Here is an 18,301-nt window from a genome sequence, read left to right as displayed (position 1 = left end):
TCATGCTGAAAGCCCCCGAATTACTCCTGCCCGCCGGCTCCCTAGAAAAAATGCGTGCTGCCTATGCCTTCGGCGCAGATGCAGTCTACGCCGGCCAGCCACGCTATTCACTGCGTGCCCGCAATAACGAATTCACACTGCCACAACTGCGTGCCGGGATTACCGAAGCGCGTCAGCTTGGCAAAAAGTTTTTTGTGGCCAGTAATCTGATGCCGCATAACGCCAAGGTCAAAACCTATCTGCGCGATATGGAATCGGTCATTGAGTTGCAACCCGATGCGCTGATCATGGCCGACCCGGGTCTGATCATGCTGGTCCGGGAAAAATGGCCGGATGTCCCGATTCATCTGTCTGTCCAGGCCAATACCGTCAATTACGCCGCCGTCAAATTCTGGCAATCGCTTGGTCTGCCGCGCGTGATCCTATCGCGTGAACTGTCGCTGGAGGAAATTACCGAAATTCGCGAACTCTGTCCGGATATGGAACTGGAAGTATTTGTGCATGGCGCCTTATGCATTGCCTATTCTGGTAGATGCCTGCTGTCCGGTTATTTCAATCATCGCGATCCCAACCAGGGTACCTGCACCAACTCTTGTCGCTGGGACTACAAGGTAAAGCCTGCCACAGAAAATGCCAGTGGAGACATCGAGCCACTGCAAAAAATTGACTTCGACTTCAATGAAGCGCTGTTGTCATCGCAATCTTCTCCCTTTGACAATGTTCCCACGCAACGCCACCCTAACGCCGATCAGGTTTACCTGATTGAAGAAGGCAAACGGCCGGGACAACTGATGCCCGTCATGGAAGACGAACATGGTACCTACATCATGAATTCAAAAGATTTGCGCGCAGTTGAGCATGTCGCACGCCTAGCCGAGATTGGCATTGATTCGCTCAAAATTGAAGGGCGTACCAAATCAACCTATTACGTTGCGCGCACTGCACAGGTTTATCGTCAGGCAATTGACGACGCCACCCACCAGCGCCCCTTTGATCCCGCCTTGCTGGGTCAGCTGGAAGGGCTGGCCAATCGCGGCTATACCGATGGCTTCTATCAGCGTCATCACAGCGAGGAAACCCAGAACTACCTGCGTGGCCACTCCGAATCCTCCCGCAGCCAGTATGTCGGAGATATCGAACAGGTTGATGCTGCTTCCGGTATGGCCGAAATTCTGGTCAAAAATCGCTTTCAAATCGGTGATCGCCTGGAAATCGTTCATCCCTCCGGTAATCGTATCATCCAGCTCGAATACATGCAGGATCTTGACGGCAACACTGTCAGCGTTGCTCCCGGCAGCGGCTATCGCGTTAAAATCCCACTCACCGGAAATGTCGAGAAAGCATTTGTTGCCAGGTTTTTATAAACTGGCGGTTAATTCTATTTTTGCTGTATTTTTATTCCATTAAATCAGGATCCACACTAGGGGAACTCGCAGGATGGCTGTGGATTTACAGTACAATTGCATTATGCAACGCAGTAAAACCCCAACCACAAAAAATTCTGATGCCGAGTTGATACCGGGCAATATCATTCTGATCGGGATGATGGGCGCTGGTAAAACAACGGTTGGAAAATTGCTGGCCAATCTTGTCGGCAAAACTTTCATCGATGTCGATCATGAGATCCAGCAACGTACGGGAGTGGGGATCCCCGTGATCTTCGAAATAGAGGGAGAGGCCGGGTTTCGCAAACGTGAAAGCGAAGTGCTGCGGGAAGTCGTCCAGCAGCAGAATATCGTCCTGGCGACAGGAGGTGGTGCAATATTATATCCAGATAATCGCACTTTATTGCGGCAACACGGCACTGTGATTTATCTATGCGCACCTGTCTCCGAGTTGCGTCGCCGTACGCATCAGGATAAAAACCGTCCACTGCTGCAAACAGGAAATGCACATGCCAAGCTGGCCGGGCTGTTTACACAACGCGACCCGCTGTATCGTGAAACAGCACACATCATCATGGACAGCGGCAAACAAAGCGCCCGCGCCTTCGTACAGAAACTGCTGCAGAGATTGCATCAGCTCAATCAGGAATCAACCGGCGCTGAGCTGAAAAATCATCCCTCCGTTAAACAGCCGAAATAACAGCAGGTTAATTTTATACCAGGCAAACCAACCTTTGAAGAGCACCAGATGAATGCCATGGAATCAGTTGAAGTCGCACTTGATACTCTCCCGGAAAATCGCAGTTACACCATCCATATCGGACAGGAGCTGCTCACCAGGATTGACCTGTTGCTCCCTCATCTGCCCGGCAAGAAAGCTGCAATTGTTACCAACACCACCATCGCGCCGCTTTATCTGGAAAAACTGCGCAGCGCGCTGGCTGAACACCAGGTAGAAACCTTTGCGGTCATCCTGCCGGACGGTGAGCAATATAAAAACTGGGAAACACTGAATCTGATTTTCGATGCGCTGCTGGAACATCGCTGTGAACGCAAGACACCGCTGATCGCACTCGGAGGCGGGGTAGTCGGTGATCTGACCGGTTTTGCAGCTGCCAGCTATTTGCGTGGCGTACCCTTTATCCAGATTCCCACCACGCTGCTTGCCCAGGTGGATTCATCCGTAGGTGGAAAAACCGGCATTAATCATCCCCTGGGTAAAAACATGATCGGCGCTTTTTACCAGCCACGCCTGGTTTTAGCCGACTCCGCCACACTCACTACCCTGCCGGACAGAGAATTACGTGCCGGGATTGCAGAAGTCATCAAATATGGATTGATCCATGATGCAGATTTCTTCGATTGGCTGGAGCGTCACATGCAGCAGCTGCTGGCGCGTGATCCTGAAACGATGAATTATGCCATACGCCGCAGCTGCGAAATCAAGGCAGAAATTGTTTCGCTGGATGAACGTGAAAGCGGTGTGCGCGCACTGCTCAATCTTGGGCATACATTTGGCCATGCTATCGAAAACACTATGGGCTATGGCGCATGGCTGCATGGTGAAGCCGTTGCTGCCGGCACCCTCATGGCGGCCAATCTCTCCAAGCGCCTGCAACGCATCACTTCACAGGATACCGATCGTATCCAGCACTTGTTTGAAAATGCCGGGCTGCCAGTAAAAGGCCCACGTATCACACCTGAACGCTACCTGGAATCAATGCAACTCGATAAAAAAGTGAAGGACGGCGCAATCCGTTTCATCCTGCTGGATCGGATCGGCAAGGCTTCACTGGACAACACTGTTCCCACTCTGCTGCTGCTTGAAACATTGTCAGCCTGTGTTGCCAATGCGTAATAATCTGCCCCCCTACGCCGTATCCGATACCAACTCGCGCGGTCGCCGCATCCATGAAGATCCGCCGATCGGGCGCAGCCAGTTTCAGCGCGATCGGGATCGTGTCATTCATTCCACCGCATTCCGGCGGCTGGAATACAAGACCCAAGTATTCGTCAATCATGAAGGCGACCTGTTCCGCACACGCCTGACGCACAGTTTAGAAGTTGCCCAGATCGGCCGCTCCATCGCACGCAACTTACAACTCAACGAAGAGCTGGTGGAAGCCATCTCACTGGCACATGATCTGGGCCACACTCCGTTTGGCCATGCCGGGCAGGATGCCCTGGATAACTGCATGAAAGCCCATGGTGGATTCGAACACAACCTGCAGTCACTCCGGGTAGTAGATGTACTGGAAGAACGTTATGCCCGATTTGATGGATTAAATTTATGTTTTGAGACCCGCGAAGGAATTCTGAAAAGAGCCACGAAATCCAAGGCCCAAGCACTGGGAGAATTGGGTGAACGTTTCCTGCATGGCCGTAGTGCATCACTGGAAGCACAGCTGGCTAACCTGGCAGACGAAATCGCCTACAACAATCATGACGTAGATGACGGGGTGCGTTCCGGCCTCATTACACAGGCACAACTGGAAGAAATCGAAATATTCGCTCGGCATTTGCATCAGGTAAAGCAACACTACCCGGATATTGCCGGACGACGTCTGGTTCATGAAACTGTACGTGGCATGATCAATACTTTAGCAACTGACCTGACGACACAAAGCAAAGTCCACATTGAAGCGGCCAACCCGAACAGCCCGGACAACGTGCGAGAAATGCCGACCCTGGTCGGTTTCAGCGATACGATCAGGCAACAGCAACAGGAGCTGAAACGTTTTCTGCATAAAAATCTCTATAAGCATTATCAGGTGATGCGCATGAGCAATAAAGCACACCATATCGTTGAAAAACTGTTTTCAGCATTTGCGGCTGAACCTGCATTATTGCCTCCCAAATACCAGCACAAATTTCGCGACCATGGGCATCAGATAATCGCCGACTATATTGCCGGCATGACCGATCGCTATGCAATCAAGGAATACCGGCGCATGTTTGCCATCATTGAAGATTGAACTAATTTATTACCAATCAACGAAATACATGAAACCAGCCAATGCAACAACACCGGAGCTATCCGGTTGATCTTTATCCAATAAATCAGAAAAAAGGAAAACAGCATGAAAACTATCGCAGTTCTTTTGGCAGCACTCTTGTTGGCCGCCGGCTGTGGGAACAAGAGCTCCACCGAAAAAACAGCAACCAATGAAGCAGAAGTTACATTAATGGGTGAATCCACCACCGCCGGCGAACTTCCATCATTCCTGAAAGAAGGTTTGTCAGAAAAAGAGCAAGATGAACTGAAGAAAAAAATCATGCCAACACTGGATGACGGACTGACTCCTGAGCAGCGCTTTCTGAATCTGCGTAAGAAAGCAGAAGCTGGTGATGCAGAAGCACAAAATGGCCTGGGTTCCATGTATTTTTCAGGAGAAGCCGTTTCACACGACGCCCAGGGAAACCCCTTGAGTAAAGATCCAGAAGCTGCGGCAGGGTGGTTCTACCGGGCAGCAGAGCAAGGTCATGCTGACGCACAATTTAACCTCGGGTTGCTGTATTTCACTGGCGAAGGCGTTCCTCAGGACAAAACCAAGGCCGTAGAGCTATTCACTAAAGCTGCCGAACAAGGAAATATTGACGCACAAAATAATCTTGGTGTTATTTACCTGTTGGGGGAAGGCGTCGAGCAAAACACCAATAAAGCAGTCGAATGGTTTGAAAAAGCTGCCGAACAAGGAAATGAAGAAGCCATCAAAAATCTGGAAGCGGTCCGCGCTTCACAGAAAGCTTCCCAAAAACCCAGTGGCGAACAAAAATAATCGAGTCAAATAAAATCCGGCCAGCATCTACCTGGCCGGACAGTATCTTGAGTGAAGTGGCGTATAGCAAATATTACAGCCGCACACCGTGGGACTAAACAGGTATATAATAACCGTAACACCACACGCAATTGCAAGCGCAGGCCAGAACATGATGTCGTGTCTGAGCAGGGCGGGCAACACGAGGAACAACGGTAATGATGCCAGGACAAGCCAGAAAATGCTGTATGAGAGCTTCACCACGACTTCAATATCGTCAGTGCCGGTGTAGAGCCATATGAACGCAAGCAGAGAAGTAATCGGCAAGGACGCAACAATTGCACCCCAAAACGAGCTGCGCCGACTGATCTCGGAAACAGCAACAACCAGAACAACCGTAATAAAAATTTTGATGCCATATTGCCACATCACTTGCTAACCGTATTTCAGCTCGCTGTCAGAACAGATTTAAAATCCATCCTGGTAAGTGCACCGTTCTTATAGCAGTAAAATTCATAGCTTGATACTCCTTTGAACTTGAAAACTTTTTCAAGCAGTATTTTGTCATATTGATCCTTCAATTCATCAAAATATCGCTTCAGATCCTGGGGCAAATCCTCATAACCAACCGGCCATTCAATTCCAAACTCACCATCCTTGGCGTCATATTCGAGTACAAAATGACTGTTACGCCATGAAATCGCAATCTCGTTTTCATACCCTCTATTTTGTGAAAGAAAGTGCAGATTATCTTGCTCGATGACATGTGACGATGTACTGAACAACATGACAAAACCCGAGGCCACCATTACTCCATATCCAACTTTTCTAAAAACAAAATTGCTGATTAGAGGCAAGATAAACTTTATGGAAAAAGAAGATACGACAGCTGCCAGCGCTATCAGCAGCCCCAGACTCAAGGCTGCTTCCGAATACAGATCAAGTGAAGTATAAACAACCAGTTTTATCACATGCAGGTATACCTCATTGGCAGCCCGGGTTGCGATAATCTCTTCCTTGCTTAATCCATATCTCAAATAAAAGCGATTAAAAAGTAACCCTACCGCCCCGATCACTCCTGAAACAAAGCCACAAAGGAAGCCAACCAGAGCCAGTATATAATTGGGGTAAGGTTTTTCACCTTTTTGCAGTTCTTGCCCTGACTGAAATAGCTGTGGAATATTAAACAAGAGAAAAAAAGCCACCCCAAATTGAAGATATAGGGGATTAATAAACTTGATCAACCACGCCCCCAGAAGCACCGCTGGAATGGCAAATGGAATAAACCAGAGAAATATCCGGGTATTGACGTGTTTTCTGAAAACAACGATACGTGATGCTGCACTGGCAAATGTACCCAGCGTCAGCGAAAAAGGGACCAGCGAAGCAGGAAGAAACAAGCTAAGCAGCGGGATCAGAATCAGGCTGGCCCCCCCTCCACATATAGCACTAACCCAGAAAGTCAAAATCATGCCAGGAAAAAGCAAAGCTATCTTCAGTAACATTAATCAGCCTTAAATAAATCGATTTTTCTGCATCAAAACGAACCTGGCAACATCCCGGTTTTAATCATTGTACCCAGAAAGAATATCCGTTTTTATCAGACTATCTCTATTTCAATGATTCAACCACTATCTTCTTATACCTGAATTTTCGTCTGGAATAGATGTTGCCAATATTCTAGAGCGAAACAATTAAGGAATAACCGCTGTGAAAGTACCTGACCGCAACAGGCGTATAAGTAGTCTCGCACATTCCATCAATATTATTCCGAATTGCTTTATTCCACTGCTTGCCACACTTTGTTCGTGGTTTGCAGTCAAGGTTTGCTGATGTTTACAAATGCGGAAAAGTAGTATGGTGCTTTCCGCTCGACTCACATTCAGATCTCTATCATCTGCCTTTCCTAGTGAAATATCTGGGATTCACTTCTTATCTGCCACTCTCTACCCGCCTTAATCACGTATTTTTCCCCATCTGGCAAGGTATCAATTTCAAATAGTTCCCATAAAGCATAAAAATATTGATACTAACGTTAACATTAATTATAATTATTCTCATTAAAAATTAAATAATAAAGAATATTTGATTTACACATTACGCACACATAGGCCAACTGCTTTGAAGAATGCGCATTCAAGCAGTTGATAACGCGCGCATGTTTATCATCCTCACTCCGGGATCAACCTAATTACTGTAGTCAAGAGTTAACTCCTGAACACGAACAATCCTTATTTGTATTTTTCAACTACCAGCTGCAAGCCAGCCAATAATCTTGTTAGAAGGAAATTAAATGCCACAACCACCCAAAACATTACTCCCCCTCGGCGCTGCCCTGATGGCCGGCGGGCTGTCAATCAGCGCTTTTGCAGCAGAAGGAGATGATTACCCCAAAAAAACGCCTGTTCTCCCTACCATCAAGGTAGAAGCAGGTGCCGAAGCTGAAAAAGACGGGTACCGTGCCACCACCACCCGTGTCGGCAAAACGTTGCAGGATCCGCACGACATCCCTCAGGCGGTGACGACCGTCACCAACCAGTTGATGGAAGACCAACAAGTCAGCTCGCTCAAGGATGCGCTGCGCAATGTTGCCGGCCTGACTTTCAACGCTGCCGAGGGTGGACGTTCTGGCGACAATATGATGTTGCGTGGCTTCTATACCTTTGGTGATATTTATCTGGATGGCATTCGCGATACGGCGCAGTACAATCGTGAAACTTTCTATCTGGAACAAATCGATGTACTGCGTGGTGCCGGAGCAATGATGTTTGGGCGTGGTCAGGCCGGTGGTGTTATCAACCAGGTCAGCAAAGTGCCGCATCTGGGAGACAGGGGGAAAATTACCGGTAGTGTGGGCATGTACGGTTACTATGAGATGACCGGTGATTTCAACAAACAGATTACTGACACCATCGCCTTCCGCTTCAATGGAATGAAACGGTTTGATGGCGGCTGGCGTAAAAACCCGGCAGCCAATGACAGACCGACACTGGAACGGGATGGGGTCGCCGCCAGCTTGGGGATCGGGCTTAACACCGACAACGAACTTATTCTGAGCCATATCTACACCACAGTAGATGACAAGCCGGATTACGGTGTGAACTTCGACAGCACAACACGCAAACCACAAGAAAAATTTCCAGTGAAATATTACTGGGGTACCAACAGTAATTTTGACAAAGGTACAGTTAATATCTCAACCGCCACCTTTACCCATCATTTCTCGCCTGCCAGTGAATGGCGCACGCAGGTACGTTATGCGGACTATGAACGCAGTTACTGGGCACGTACCCCCAGCCTGACTATTGCCCCCAATGCCGAAGGCAAGGTATGTAACACACCCACATCGTGTAATGGCGGCCCAACCCGCACCATGAATTACAAAACCATAACGGTACAGACAGACTATAACCATCGATTCCATTTGTTTGGTATGAATCACGATTTCCTGCTGGGCGGGGAATATCTCAATGAAGACAGCTTCCGTCATTCTCTACAAAACTTCAGTGGAACCACGTCAGCCAATCCGCCTCTGTTCCGGCCTTACAAAGCCAACTCAGCAGGAATTCCAGTCGAATTTAATTCCGATACTTACGCAGTATATGTACAGGATACGGTTGAATTTATCCCCAAATGGAAACTCACACTGGGAGGAAGACGCGATGAAATGCGGGCAACATATTCCAGCGCGACCTCTCCCAAGCTGAATTATGGTCAATGGAGTACACGCGCAGCACTGTCCTACCACTTTTCCGATCAATCCCATCTTTATATGGCGTCCAGCAGCTCATTCAGCCCGACAGCCGATTTGTATCAACTCACCGTTCAACCTCTGCCACCGGAACGCAGTAATGTCAAAGAAATTGGCGCCAAATGGCTACTGTTTGATGGTGACCTCGCATTGCGTACAGCACTCTATCATGCAGAAAAAAAATGGGAGCGTAATACCGATCTGGAATCCACTGCGGCAATTCTTACCAAAAAGCGCCGTACAAACGGCATTGAACTGGAACTGGCAGGCCGTATTACACCCAACTGGGAAGTATTCTCCGGGCTTGCTCTGATGGATCCGGAGATTCTGGAAGTTGCTGAAAACGTCAACGCCACAACAGGTGTTCTGACTTCAGCCAACCCGGAATATAAAGGCAAACGTCCGCGCAACACCCCGCCCTACACATTTAACCTGTGGACCACTTACAGGCTGCCTTATGGCTGGAAAATAGGCGGCGGTGTCGAGGTCAAAGGCAAGCGTTACGGTTACAATCCAAGTGGCGCCGGCCCAATCCCTACCTTGCCAGGTGAAACCAAGTTCCATCCGAACACTGCACCTGCCTACATGCGCTGGGATGCGATGGTGGCCTATGAACAACCGAAATGGGCTATGCGGCTGAATGTACAGAACGTGTTCAACACAACCTATTATGATGCCATCTATGACAACGGCCCATTTACTATCCCTGGCCAGCGTCGCAGAGTTATCATGACAGCCGAATACAAATTCTGATTTAGTCCTAACCGAAAATATAATCAAGTGCTGCTGACGATCGACAATGTATTAACTGAAGAGGAGCTCGCAGCAGCAAGCAGTCTGTTAGCTGAATCTGCCTGGGTGAGCGGCCTGGTAACCGCCGGCGCCCAGGCGGCCAAAGTCAAAAACAATCAGCAACTGCCGGAAGATTCCCCGCAAATGGCAGCGCTGCGCGGACTGGTATTAGGGGCGTTGAACCGTAATGCCCTGTTCTTCACGGCAACTCTGCCAAAGAAAATCATGCCGCCATTTTTCAACCGCTACAGCGGAAAAACCAATCATTATGGCTTTCACGTGGACAATGCCATGCGTATGTTGCCAGATGGCGTCGGCTACGTGCGCGCGGATGTATCCGCCACCCTGTTCCTGTCCAACCCACAAACCTACGATGGTGGTGAATTGGTCATTAACGATACCTTTGGTCAACAAAGCGTGAAACTGCAGGCGGGAAGTATGGTGATATACCCTTCTTCTTCTGTTCATCAGGTAACGCCAGTAACACACGGAGAACGGATCGCCTGTTTCATGTTCATCCAAAGTATGGTGCGCGATCCTAATCAACGCCGCCTGCTATATGAAATGGATATGGCATTGCTGCAATTGCGCCAGAATATAGGCGAAACTGAAGCTGTTGTCAGCCTGACGGGCACCTACCATAACCTGCTGCGGCAGTGGGCGGAGAGTTGAAAAATAATACGCTAACTGGATTGCTTCAATCCTGTGGATTTTCGCAACGATGGGCGAATCACCGCAACCTGATGACCGCATGATGACAAAATAAGTCAGCACTTTTAAAATGAATGAGCTGTTACCTAAACTCTCAACTGTCCCGGAAGGCATACACAGCCCGTCCGATTACCTCCCTTATGCCAAAGAACGCCTGCCACCTGAAATCTGGCGTTATCTGGAGGAAGGCAGCGCTAATAATGTCAGCTTGCAAGCTAACCCTCATGCATTTGACTCCATTCACCTCATTCCACGGCCGCTGTCCGATGTACGTAGCGGTCATACGAAAATCACCCTGTTTGGGCAGACGCTTGCCCATCCCGTCATTCTGGCACCATTAGCGTATCAACAACTCTATCACCCACATGGGGAATCGGCTAGCGCCATGGCAGCCAGTGCGCAGGAAGGGCAGTCATGTGTCAGCAGCCTGGCGAGCCAAACGCTGGAAGATATTATCAGCGCAGCCGGACAACCCTTATGGTTTCAGCTGTACTGGCAGGAAAATCGTGAACGAACACTAAAATTACTGCAACGAACCATTGCAGCAGGTTACAACGCCATCATATTTACGGTAGATGCCCCGGTTAAACAGGCAACCATCCAGCTGCCGACGACCATCCAACCGATAAATCTGGATCTTCCCGCTCCCTTTCCCGCGTTGCTACCGCAACAAAGCCAAGTATTCAACGGCTGGATGGCGCAAGCCCCACGTTGGGAGGATCTCGCCTGGTTGCGGGATCAAACCTCGCTACCACTGCTAGTCAAAGGTATCCTGCACTCGGAGGATGCCGAAAAAGTGATCAACCTGGGATGTGACGGGCTGGTGGTTTCCAACCACGGAGGACGTGTCCTGGATGGCACACCAGCAAGCCTTGCCTGCCTGCCGCCAATCGTCAGCGCCATTTCTGGCCGAGGGAAAGTACTGTTTGACAGCGGCATTCGTAATGGACGGGATATTTACAAGGCACTCGCCTTGGGCGCAGATGCAGTCATGGTTGGCCGCCCCTACATCTGGGGACTGGCCACAGCAGGCGCCCTTGGCGTGGCGCACATCATTCGACTGCTGCGAGATGAACTGGAACTGACCATGGCACTGACCGGCACCGCCAGCATCCAGGAAATTACACAGGAAAAAATTCAGATTAGCCGGAATCAGAATCGGAATTGAGACGATCAACATACTGTAGTCTTAGAACCTGATCAAGATCCCGATCAAGGGATGCAATGCAAGGCAAGGCAAAATTGAACAAGAAAGCGAAGCATACTTGAAGTATGTGAGCATTTTGAGTTCAATTTCAATGACATGGTTTAATAAACCGGACAGTCCAGTTAAGAGAAAATAACCTTAACTGGAGGAAGCAATGGAAACGAGAAAGCAGTACACAAAAGAGTTCAAACTAGATGCCATCAGTCTGGTATTGGATCAGGACCACACACCATCGGAAGTATCCCGAAGCCTGGGAATCAATGCCAATATGCTGAGGAGATGGATCAGAGAATATCAGGCAGATAATACGGGTCAGGCATTCCGAGGCAATGGGAAGCTAACACCGGAGCAGGAGGAAATTAGAAAGCTCAAGATCCAGATCAAGCGGCTGGAAATGGAGAAACGCATCTTAAAGGAAGCGGCGGTCTTTTTCGCGAAAGAAACGAAGTGAAATATTCGTTTATCACCCAAAGGAAAAAGACCTATCCGGTCGGCTTGATGTGCCGACTCATGGGTGTAAGCCGCAGTGCCTACTATGATTACGTTCGTTGTGCTGACAATTGTTCTACCGACCCGTGCCATATAGAAATACTTGGAGCAGTACGGGAGATAGCAAAATCCAGTCATCATAGCTATGGCAGTCGCAGAATCGGAAAAGCGCTGAATGCACGGGGTTATCCGGTTGGTCGCAGGAAGGCAGGAAGGCTCGAAGCCTGATGCAAGAAGCAGATGTGCAAGTGAGGCACCGGAAAAAGTACAAGGTCACAACTAACAGTAATCACAAACAACCGATATTTGAGAATAGGCTGAATCGGCAATTTGATGTTGCAGCCCCCAATCAAATCTACGTTGGTGACATTACCTGCATTTGGGCCCGGGAAGGCTGGTTGTATCTGGCGGTGGTCATTGATTTGTTTTCCAGGAAGGTGGTGGGTTGGAGCATGAGTTCAAGAATGAAAGCAACACTGGTTTGTGATGCATTACGAATGGCGATCTGGCTACGCCGGCCACCGCCTGGCCTGATCGTGCATTCGGATCGTGGGTCGCAGTATGCTAGAGCATTTTTGACTTATTTGTTTACATATCCACATGAAGCGAAGTAGTTGGCACACTCCTCCGGAGTGAACAGATCCAACACTTTGCCGATCTGCGCCCATAAGGCATCCATGGTTCGTTTGGCGGCTTTGCGTAATAGGGCCTTGAGTTTGGAGAACATTTTCTCGATTGGATTCAGATCAGGTGAATACGGTGGTAAGTAGAGCAGCGTGGCACCTGCCGCTTCAATGGCTGCGCGGACGCCTGGAACCTTGTGACAAGACAGGTTGTCGGCCACCACAATGTCACCTGGCTGCAGCGTGGGGCACAGGCAGGTTTGAATATAGGCGAGAAACGCGGCCCCGTTCATTGGGCCGTCGAGCACTAACGGAGCGGTGATCGCATCGTGACGCAGTCCCGCAATGAAGGTGGTGCTCTTCCAGTGGCCGTGGGGCACCGAAGCCACACAGCGCTGGCCGCGCGACGCGCGACCCCGCTGTCGCGTCATGTTGGTGGCCGTTGCCGTCTCATCCAGAAAGACTAGGTGACGGCAATCCCAATGCTGCTGCTCGCGGGCCCACTCAGTTCGTGCCTGACGTACGTCTGTGCGCGATTGCTCGCTGGCGTGCACAGGGTTTTTTTTAAAACTCAACCCCCATTTGTTCAGTTGATGCCATAGCGCCGGCACCTTGATCTGAATGCCTTCCGCAGCCAAACGTTCACTAAGCTCGACAAGCGTTAGATCCGGCGTGGCTTCTATCCATTGCCGAATCTGCGCTTCCTTGTGCGCAATGCGGGATCGCCGATAACCTCCCATCGGCAAGCTATGGCGCTGGCCCTCTTCTTTCCATCGCTTGCGTACCTGATACACCCACATGCGACTCACCTCAAAGCGCCGGGCAATTGCCGTTGGACCTTCGCCACGATCCAACGCACCCAGAATGCGATCTCGAAGATCTTGTGAATAGGCATGCATAACCTTCCCCATCAGTTGTGATAGAAAATAGTCTATTACATGCATATATTTAAATCAAAAATGCTCTAGCAAAGCATACCGCAATCTACTGAAAGCATACGGTTTTATTGGCAGTATGAGTCGTCTGGGAAATTGTTGGGATAATGCGGTTGCGGAAAGTTTCTTTGGCAGCCTCAAGCAGGAACGCTGCCAATGGCGGCATTACCAAACCCGCCATGCAGCACAGCAGGATATTTTGCAGTATATCGCCGTGTTTTATAATAACCAAAGACTGCATTCATACCTGGATTACAAAAGTCCGAATCAATATGAAGCAGAAGCAGCAAAATCGATAAAAGCAGCTTAACTGAGGTGTCCGATTTTACTTGACCACGTTATAGCGTAGGTTTGTCCCTAGCAGCGCCTTGTTACGTGTGCTCACGCTAGCAATCCATCATACTTTCTGGGGAGCAATGCAAATTCACCCCAGCCCAAATTTTTAAAACACAGACCTGTACCGTTATCACTTACTTTGCCATAAACAATAACAGTTCTGCCAACTGATGCATCGGTAATGCCATGACTTCTTTGATGCCTATCTTGTAACTTGATGCAAAAATCCTGAACGCCTATTTGAATATTTTTTAAATAGGTCATGCGTATATTATCTGGTCTTTTGTGCTCACCTAAATGGATAGTACTTTCGATGGTTCCGAAGTAAAGCTTAGGCTCATCATCTTCCTCTTGGATGTTTTCTACAGGGTGAAGCAGATCGACTAGTCGTATTGAGTATTTTTGATTTGGAAAGTAATAATATTTGTAGAGATTCTCGTCAAAATTCCTACAAATACCAGCCACAGTGGTAATCTTACTTGGAAGTTTGAAGGACTCACCTCTATGCCGTCCTATAGGTACATCTGAGATAGGGCCATCGATATCTTCGACGGGAGTTTCATCGTATTCACCCCCCGCGTCATTGGGAAGCTCAGGCTTATCTGTAATAAATCCATCTACTATCACTAGGTTTTCATCATCTATAGCTTTACGTGCCTCTTCATATGTTTCATACCTCTTGCCTTCAGGCTTGTTAGAACGAAGATCGCACTTGATTTCTTTGTAAGCTGCTAAGTGGCAAAAATATGCCTCCCGACCATTAGAAAAATGTTCCTTTTGCTTTGGCACCCTATTTAGATTTGTGAAACAAACAGGACAAAACAAAGAACCGTCCATCTCTGATCTATATTCCGATGGGGCAACCCTGGCAGCATCTCGTTTCAGCACGTCTTGGTTGCCATTTTCATAGCTCCAACCAACTAGCTGCAAAGCGTATTTAATTCTTCGTTTACTGTCAGCTTCAGCCATCTGAGCGTTCCTTCTGTGATCGGACTAATTACACGTAACGCTGGAATTAACCGGCGGCGAAACCGCGTAGCGGTTTTGGCGTCCGGTTGAATGACTGGTTAGATTTTAAGCCCTATTGCAAGTTTATTGAGATCTGTTGTACAAAGGACAGCCAAGAAGAGTAGCACCGGATGGATGCTTTACTTGGCCGCGGTGCTCCCGGTGTTCTCTTGAGTTTTTCGACAACTAGCCACATCGTCTGACTGATCTTGGACGTGATTGGATATGCTGAATGGTTCGGAATCATGTTTTGATCAATGAACCCTCTTTGTATAACTTTTGGACCCCTCTCATTATTGGCTTTCCAGAATGTAAGCTCCCGTTCGTTATGTGCACTGACCTTGCCGGATTCAAAAGAGAACGACCAATTTGTAAATTCCTCGCGTAGTTGGTCGAACAGCCTCTCTGAGACTATGAATAAGTCTAGATCCGAAGCGTCGCCGTAGGGCTGCCCGAGCTTTTGTGGCGACAGCGAGGAACCTAAACGTGCGCTACCCGTAAGGCCGACCTCCTTGGGGTCCACGCCGAGCATTACACCAAGCCAGGACCGCATGGATTCGTACACGGCAGGGCATTCCTTGAACGCCCACGGGATGCCCTCGGACAGCCACAGCCGCGCAAGCGCGTACCTTGCTTGCGCGCCCCCGTGCTTCCCGGCCGCGGCAACATCGGCTGCCGCAGGATATGCTTGCAGCATGCTTTTTAGATGGCTAGCTACTTTGAACTGATCCACATTGCGTCCTGCGGCACGCTAGGATGGTTTACTTGATCGGAAAAGGCGAGCGACAGCAAGTGTGTTGTTCTCTTTTTGATCTGTGTTTTGCGTCGCGCGCCGGTGACACGCGGCTCTGGGTACTTCAGCCGTGCTACAAGGCCTGCGGCATCCGCGGACCTCATACTCAGCGGATCAAGCCGGAGTCGGCTGCACGCTTGTGAAAAGCTATTCATACGCCATCCATAATATGCCAACGATATGTAATACGCGGGAAGTCGCTCTCTACCGTAAATGGAAGTAACCAGTATGGCGAGCACGACCTCTCGAACCTTTCGCGGGAAGGACCGTTCGTAGCTCCCTGTAAGCGTGCGGACGAGTTGCATAGCTATGGTGGAGCCACCTTGCCGCGAGCCGTGAAGGCTTCGCCAAAACGCACGGCAGAGCGCGAAGATATCCACTCCGCAGTGGTGCCAGAAGCGGTGGTCCTCGCCAACAATAAGCAATTGCTCCATAGATTTCGGTGGTACCGGATATTTGCCGGATGCGAGGCCGCGCTCCACTGCGCTTATGCCAACCTTTATCGCAGCCCACTCGATTTTAATTTGCTTTCGCATCAGTGTATCCGTGAAATCTAACGCCTGAATTAAGCCGCGCCGCGAAGCGGCGTCGGCTTGAATGAATTGTTAGACATCACTGGCATGGCACTAAGCAATTTAGTGGCTTCATGTTTCACGAAGTGAACGAACGCCGCCAACTGATCCGCGCGTGAGGCCAAGCAATCTTCTCCTTGTCCAAGATAAGCCTGCCGGGCTTCAAGCAGTACGGGCTTATGTTGATCTGGCAGACGCTCCATTGCCCAGTTGGCAACGATATCCTTCGGTGCGATCTTGCCGGTTGCTGCGCTGTACCAAATGCGAGACAAGGTAAGCACTACATTCCGCTCATCGCCTTCCCAATCCGGCTGCGAATTCCATAGTTTCAGAGTGTCGCTCAATGCCTTGAATAGATCGCCTTCCGGAACTGGGTTAAAGAAATCCTCTGCGGCCGAACCTGCCAATGCAAGGCTATGCTGCCTTACTTTAGTTAGCAGAATAGCCAGATCAACATCGGTTGTGGCGGGCTCGAAGATGCCCGCAAGAATGTCCTTACGCTGCCACTCCCCGAATTGCAGTTCCCGTCTGGCCGGATAACGCCAAGGGACAACATCACCATGCACGACGATGGTAACTTCCAAGGCGCGGAGAGCCTCACTTTGGCCAGGGGAGGCAGAAATTTCCAAGAGATCTACGACCAGGGCTTGTCGGACAGTCTCATCGAGCCGTGCAGCCACAGTAACCAGCAAATCAATATCACTGTATGGCTTCAGGCCACCGTCCAGTGCAGAGCCGTACAAATGCACGGCCAGCAACGTTGATTCCAGATGACGCTCGATGGCGTTGAGAGCCAGTGATAGCTGTACCGAAATCTCGGCGGGTACTGCGTTACTCATGATGTCTAACGATTGGTTAAGGGGCGGGCTTTAGCCCGTCCCAGTGAGCGCAGCGAGCGACTTGAACCAGTTGTTATGCGCTTCGATACTTTAGCTGCCAGACATGCAAGATTTAATGTCGTCTGAAACTTTGTTTAAAAGGTTGTAGACGAAGATCGGTTCTGCCCCAGACCATGCACCAGCTTTACTGAAGCCAGTGTTGTTTGCAGCTCCGGTTGATTCTTGGGCAGCTTGGATATCTGTGAATTTAATGAACCTGTTCTCAGGTGTGGCGTTTACTTCGATTTTGAAGGTGACAATTTTAGTTATTGGTACTAAGCCAAATGTGAACGTACCCTTTGTATTACCTTTTGCTATGGCCGAGGTTTCGTCTGAATAGAGTAGCGATTGACCGCCGCCTACCTGCCGACTTTTCTCTATGTTGTAGTAATTCCCAGTGTAAGCACCTACAAAAGAGTTAGATGAGTCTGTAAGGGTGTGCTCACTGTTATTGACAACTAAAGCAAGGCACTTTGCCGGGCTTGACTGTTTATGGCTTATGCCAATGTCAAATTTTACGGATTCAATATATTGTTCGTTGTATGCCCCTGGGGCGGACAGAACAACATTTGAAGGAATATTTGGAACTGTCGCGTTGGTTGCACACCCCGCAAGCAGTATTGGTAATGACAAAGTCAAAATTCTCATGCGCTCACCTTTCTGAATTGAAGTGCATAACGTTCAGTATGCACCGTAAACGGTGCATACTTCTTTGAAAATAGGTGTATAACAAATCTCATTATTCAGTAAGATTTTGAATTAAAAAAACTTCCTGAATGAAATATCGCAATCTTTTGTTTTGATTACGCCTTGCTCATTCGGTCAGCTTCGCGGCAGCTTGCTACCCTGATCAGGAGTCAATCAACTCCTTTGAAATTTCAGAAATAAGGTTTCAAGTATTCTGCTGCGCTTGAAGTTGATCTTAATCAACGAGTAAAGGAGGAATTATCTGTTTATTACGGTGGGAACGATGGTGGCTGATAGATCAACCACCAGAATCCCGATCCTGGATGACCCATTCATATTGAAAAGACTCCTGCACAACTTCGCCACGTTAGCCAAA

At 49.0% G+C, this 18,301-nt stretch carries 16 protein-coding genes and 2 pseudogenes; 10 read left to right on the top strand and 8 right to left on the bottom strand.

Annotated elements, in window-relative coordinates; genetic code table 11:
- Positions 1 to 2: 2 nt before the first annotated feature.
- The 5 genes from trhP to ACZ5EJ_RS01375 all read left to right on the top strand — a co-directional run bounded on the left by trhP (position 3) and on the right by ACZ5EJ_RS01375 (position 5,164).
- Complete coding sequence (trhP, locus tag ACZ5EJ_RS01395) at positions 3 to 1,364, top strand: prephenate-dependent tRNA uridine(34) hydroxylase TrhP (RefSeq protein ID WP_011633503.1); 1,362 nt, start codon at positions 3 to 5, stop codon at positions 1,362 to 1,364.
- 73 nt (positions 1,365 to 1,437) lie between these two features.
- The gene (locus ACZ5EJ_RS01390) at positions 1,438 to 2,085 is read left to right on the top strand and encodes a shikimate kinase (RefSeq protein WP_107818303.1); all 648 of its coding nucleotides are present in this window, start codon (positions 1,438 to 1,440) and stop codon (positions 2,083 to 2,085) included.
- Between the two features lie 48 nt (positions 2,086 to 2,133).
- Positions 2,134 to 3,243 (top strand): 3-dehydroquinate synthase, encoded by a 1,110-nt coding sequence (gene aroB, locus ACZ5EJ_RS01385; RefSeq protein ID WP_074456074.1) that lies wholly within the window; start codon positions 2,134 to 2,136, stop codon positions 3,241 to 3,243.
- On the top strand, positions 3,236 to 4,360 hold the full coding sequence (locus ACZ5EJ_RS01380) for a deoxyguanosinetriphosphate triphosphohydrolase (protein ID WP_011633500.1): 1,125 nt from the start codon (positions 3,236 to 3,238) through the stop codon (positions 4,358 to 4,360). The genes aroB and ACZ5EJ_RS01380 overlap by 8 nt, the downstream gene beginning before the upstream one ends.
- Positions 4,361 to 4,465: 105 nt before the next feature.
- Positions 4,466 to 5,164: a tetratricopeptide repeat protein gene (locus tag ACZ5EJ_RS01375; protein WP_011633499.1), complete on the top strand. Its 699-nt coding sequence runs from the start codon at positions 4,466 to 4,468 to the stop codon at positions 5,162 to 5,164.
- A 27-nt stretch (positions 5,165 to 5,191) separates the two neighbouring features.
- On the opposite strand, the gene ACZ5EJ_RS01370 is transcribed toward ACZ5EJ_RS01375, so the two are convergent.
- Together ACZ5EJ_RS01370 and ACZ5EJ_RS01365 are read right to left on the bottom strand one after the other, a co-directional pair.
- Positions 5,192 to 5,572, bottom strand: coding sequence for a DUF3147 family protein (locus ACZ5EJ_RS01370; protein ID WP_464557296.1), 381 nt, complete (start codon positions 5,570 to 5,572; stop codon positions 5,192 to 5,194).
- Positions 5,573 to 5,589: 17 nt separating this feature from the next.
- Positions 5,590 to 6,648: a sulfite exporter TauE/SafE family protein gene (locus ACZ5EJ_RS01365; RefSeq protein WP_464557295.1), complete on the bottom strand. Its 1,059-nt coding sequence runs from the start codon at positions 6,646 to 6,648 to the stop codon at positions 5,590 to 5,592.
- Positions 6,649 to 7,436: 788 nt separating this feature from the next.
- Here ACZ5EJ_RS01365 and ACZ5EJ_RS01360 point away from each other — a divergent pair.
- The 4 genes and pseudogenes from ACZ5EJ_RS01360 to ACZ5EJ_RS01345 form a co-directional block, all read left to right on the top strand.
- The gene (locus ACZ5EJ_RS01360) at positions 7,437 to 9,647 is read left to right on the top strand and encodes a TonB-dependent receptor (RefSeq protein ID WP_011633497.1); all 2,211 of its coding nucleotides are present in this window, start codon (positions 7,437 to 7,439) and stop codon (positions 9,645 to 9,647) included.
- A gap of 27 nt (positions 9,648 to 9,674) precedes the next feature.
- Positions 9,675 to 10,358, top strand: coding sequence for a Fe2+-dependent dioxygenase (locus ACZ5EJ_RS01355; RefSeq protein WP_011633496.1), 684 nt, complete (start codon positions 9,675 to 9,677; stop codon positions 10,356 to 10,358).
- Between the two features lie 109 nt (positions 10,359 to 10,467).
- On the top strand, positions 10,468 to 11,565 hold the full coding sequence (locus ACZ5EJ_RS01350) for an alpha-hydroxy acid oxidase (protein ID WP_011633495.1): 1,098 nt from the start codon (positions 10,468 to 10,470) through the stop codon (positions 11,563 to 11,565).
- 193 nt (positions 11,566 to 11,758) lie between these two features.
- Positions 11,759 to 12,659 (top strand): annotated as a pseudogene (locus tag ACZ5EJ_RS01345) (IS3 family transposase); the annotation flags it as partial.
- A 14-nt stretch (positions 12,660 to 12,673) separates the two neighbouring features.
- Here the strand turns inward: ACZ5EJ_RS01345 and ACZ5EJ_RS01340 are convergent.
- Positions 12,674 to 13,615 carry an IS630 family transposase gene (locus ACZ5EJ_RS01340; protein WP_464557696.1) on the bottom strand — a complete coding sequence of 314 codons (942 nt, stop codon included), beginning with the start codon at positions 13,613 to 13,615 and terminating at the stop codon, positions 12,674 to 12,676.
- A gap of 64 nt (positions 13,616 to 13,679) precedes the next feature.
- On the opposite strand from ACZ5EJ_RS01340, the pseudogene ACZ5EJ_RS01335 reads away from it, so the two are divergent.
- Positions 13,680 to 13,961 (top strand): annotated as a pseudogene (locus tag ACZ5EJ_RS01335) (IS3 family transposase); the annotation flags it as partial.
- A 71-nt stretch (positions 13,962 to 14,032) separates the two neighbouring features.
- On the opposite strand, the gene ACZ5EJ_RS01330 reads toward ACZ5EJ_RS01335, so the two are convergent.
- The 5 genes from ACZ5EJ_RS01330 to ACZ5EJ_RS01310 form a co-directional block, all read right to left on the bottom strand.
- Positions 14,033 to 14,956 (bottom strand): hypothetical protein, encoded by a 924-nt coding sequence (locus ACZ5EJ_RS01330; RefSeq protein WP_464557293.1) that lies wholly within the window; start codon positions 14,954 to 14,956, stop codon positions 14,033 to 14,035.
- A 112-nt stretch (positions 14,957 to 15,068) separates the two neighbouring features.
- On the bottom strand, positions 15,069 to 15,728 hold the full coding sequence (locus tag ACZ5EJ_RS01325; RefSeq protein WP_218117890.1) for a hypothetical protein: 660 nt from the start codon (positions 15,726 to 15,728) through the stop codon (positions 15,069 to 15,071).
- Complete coding sequence (locus ACZ5EJ_RS01320; RefSeq protein ID WP_464557694.1) at positions 15,710 to 16,222, bottom strand: biosynthetic peptidoglycan transglycosylase; 513 nt, start codon at positions 16,220 to 16,222, stop codon at positions 15,710 to 15,712. The genes ACZ5EJ_RS01325 and ACZ5EJ_RS01320 overlap by 19 nt, the downstream gene beginning before the upstream one ends.
- Before the next feature lie 131 nt (positions 16,223 to 16,353).
- Positions 16,354 to 17,199 (bottom strand): ANT(3'')-Ia family aminoglycoside nucleotidyltransferase AadA6, encoded by an 846-nt coding sequence (locus ACZ5EJ_RS01315; RefSeq protein ID WP_022675713.1) that lies wholly within the window; start codon positions 17,197 to 17,199, stop codon positions 16,354 to 16,356.
- A gap of 90 nt (positions 17,200 to 17,289) precedes the next feature.
- Positions 17,290 to 17,886, bottom strand: a complete 597-nt coding sequence (locus ACZ5EJ_RS01310) for a hypothetical protein (RefSeq protein WP_464557292.1) — start codon at positions 17,884 to 17,886, stop codon at positions 17,290 to 17,292.
- Positions 17,887 to 18,301 lie beyond the last annotated feature (415 nt).

The sequence above is a fragment of the Nitrosomonas sp. TNE100 genome (genome assembly GCF_055387135.1).
The sequence above is the reverse complement of the archived record's forward strand: the minus strand, read 5'-3'. Positions and strand labels throughout refer to the sequence as shown.

What these genes read in the sequence shown, in the direction of transcription:
- ACZ5EJ_RS01380 (WP_011633500.1), top strand. Translation starts at nt 3,236, where the DNA reads ATGCGTAATAATCTGCCCCCCTACGCCGTATCCGATACCAACTCGCGC.
- ACZ5EJ_RS01315 (WP_022675713.1), bottom strand. Translation starts at nt 17,199, where the DNA reads ATGAGTAACGCAGTACCCGCCGAGATTTCGGTACAGCTATCACTGGCT.
- ACZ5EJ_RS01370 (WP_464557296.1), bottom strand. Translation starts at nt 5,572, where the DNA reads ATGTGGCAATATGGCATCAAAATTTTTATTACGGTTGTTCTGGTTGTT.
- ACZ5EJ_RS01330 (WP_464557293.1), bottom strand. Translation starts at nt 14,956, where the DNA reads ATGGCTGAAGCTGACAGTAAACGAAGAATTAAATACGCTTTGCAGCTA.
- ACZ5EJ_RS01320 (WP_464557694.1), bottom strand. Translation starts at nt 16,222, where the DNA reads ATGGAGCAATTGCTTATTGTTGGCGAGGACCACCGCTTCTGGCACCAC.
- ACZ5EJ_RS01340 (WP_464557696.1), bottom strand. Translation starts at nt 13,615, where the DNA reads ATGCATGCCTATTCACAAGATCTTCGAGATCGCATTCTGGGTGCGTTG.
- ACZ5EJ_RS01350 (WP_011633495.1), top strand. Translation starts at nt 10,468, where the DNA reads ATGAATGAGCTGTTACCTAAACTCTCAACTGTCCCGGAAGGCATACAC.
- ACZ5EJ_RS01390 (WP_107818303.1), top strand. Translation starts at nt 1,438, where the DNA reads ATGGCTGTGGATTTACAGTACAATTGCATTATGCAACGCAGTAAAACC.
- aroB (WP_074456074.1), top strand. Translation starts at nt 2,134, where the DNA reads ATGAATGCCATGGAATCAGTTGAAGTCGCACTTGATACTCTCCCGGAA.
- trhP (WP_011633503.1), top strand. Translation starts at nt 3, where the DNA reads ATGCTGAAAGCCCCCGAATTACTCCTGCCCGCCGGCTCCCTAGAAAAA.
- ACZ5EJ_RS01310 (WP_464557292.1), bottom strand. Translation starts at nt 17,886, where the DNA reads ATGAGAATTTTGACTTTGTCATTACCAATACTGCTTGCGGGGTGTGCA.
- ACZ5EJ_RS01360 (WP_011633497.1), top strand. Translation starts at nt 7,437, where the DNA reads ATGCCACAACCACCCAAAACATTACTCCCCCTCGGCGCTGCCCTGATG.
- ACZ5EJ_RS01375 (WP_011633499.1), top strand. Translation starts at nt 4,466, where the DNA reads ATGAAAACTATCGCAGTTCTTTTGGCAGCACTCTTGTTGGCCGCCGGC.
- ACZ5EJ_RS01365 (WP_464557295.1), bottom strand. Translation starts at nt 6,648, where the DNA reads ATGTTACTGAAGATAGCTTTGCTTTTTCCTGGCATGATTTTGACTTTC.